This window comes from Iodobacter arcticus (assembly GCF_042664895.1).
GTDB classification, from domain to species: Bacteria; Pseudomonadota; Gammaproteobacteria; order Burkholderiales; family Chitinibacteraceae; genus Iodobacter; species Iodobacter arcticus.
The window spans coordinates 1-616 of sequence record NZ_JBHTBQ010000024.1; the positions used below are offsets into that span (position 1 = coordinate 1).

Consider the following 616-nt stretch of genomic DNA (forward strand, 5'->3'; position numbering starts at 1 on the left):
TCGGACTGAAGTGATTGATCCTATGCTTCCAAGAAAAGCCTCTAAGCTTCAGCTTTATATTGACCGTACCGCAAACCGACACAGGTGGGTAGGAAGAGAATTCTAAGGTGCTTGAGAGAACTCAGGAGAAGGAACTCGGCAAATTATCACCGTAACTTCGGGAGAAGGTGAGCCCAGAGTATGTGAATACCCTTGCGGTAGGAGCAGAAATGGGTCGCAGAGAAATGGGGGCTGCGACTGTTTATCAAAAACACAGCACTCTGCAAAGTCGAAAGACGACGTATAGGGTGTGACGCCTGCCCGGTGCTGGAAGATTAAATGATGGGGTGCAAGCTCTTGACTGAAGTCCCAGTAAACGGCGGCCGTAACTATAACGGTCCTAAGGTAGCGAAATTCCTTGTCGGGTAAGTTCCGACCCGCACGAATGGCGTAACGATGGCCCTACTGTCTCCTCCTGAGACTCAGCGAAGTTGAAATGTTTGTGAAGATGCAATCTCCCCGCTGCTAGACGGAAAGACCCCGTGAACCTTTACTGTAGCTTTGCATTGGACTTTGAAGTGGTTTGTGTAGGATAGGTGGGAGGCATTGAAGCATGGACGCTAGTCTGTGTGGAGCC

General features: G+C 50.0%; 1 rRNA gene. It reads left to right on the top strand.

The window, feature by feature from the left end:
- A 23S ribosomal RNA gene (locus ACFQNF_RS12335) occupies nt 1-616 on the top strand; the annotation flags it as partial.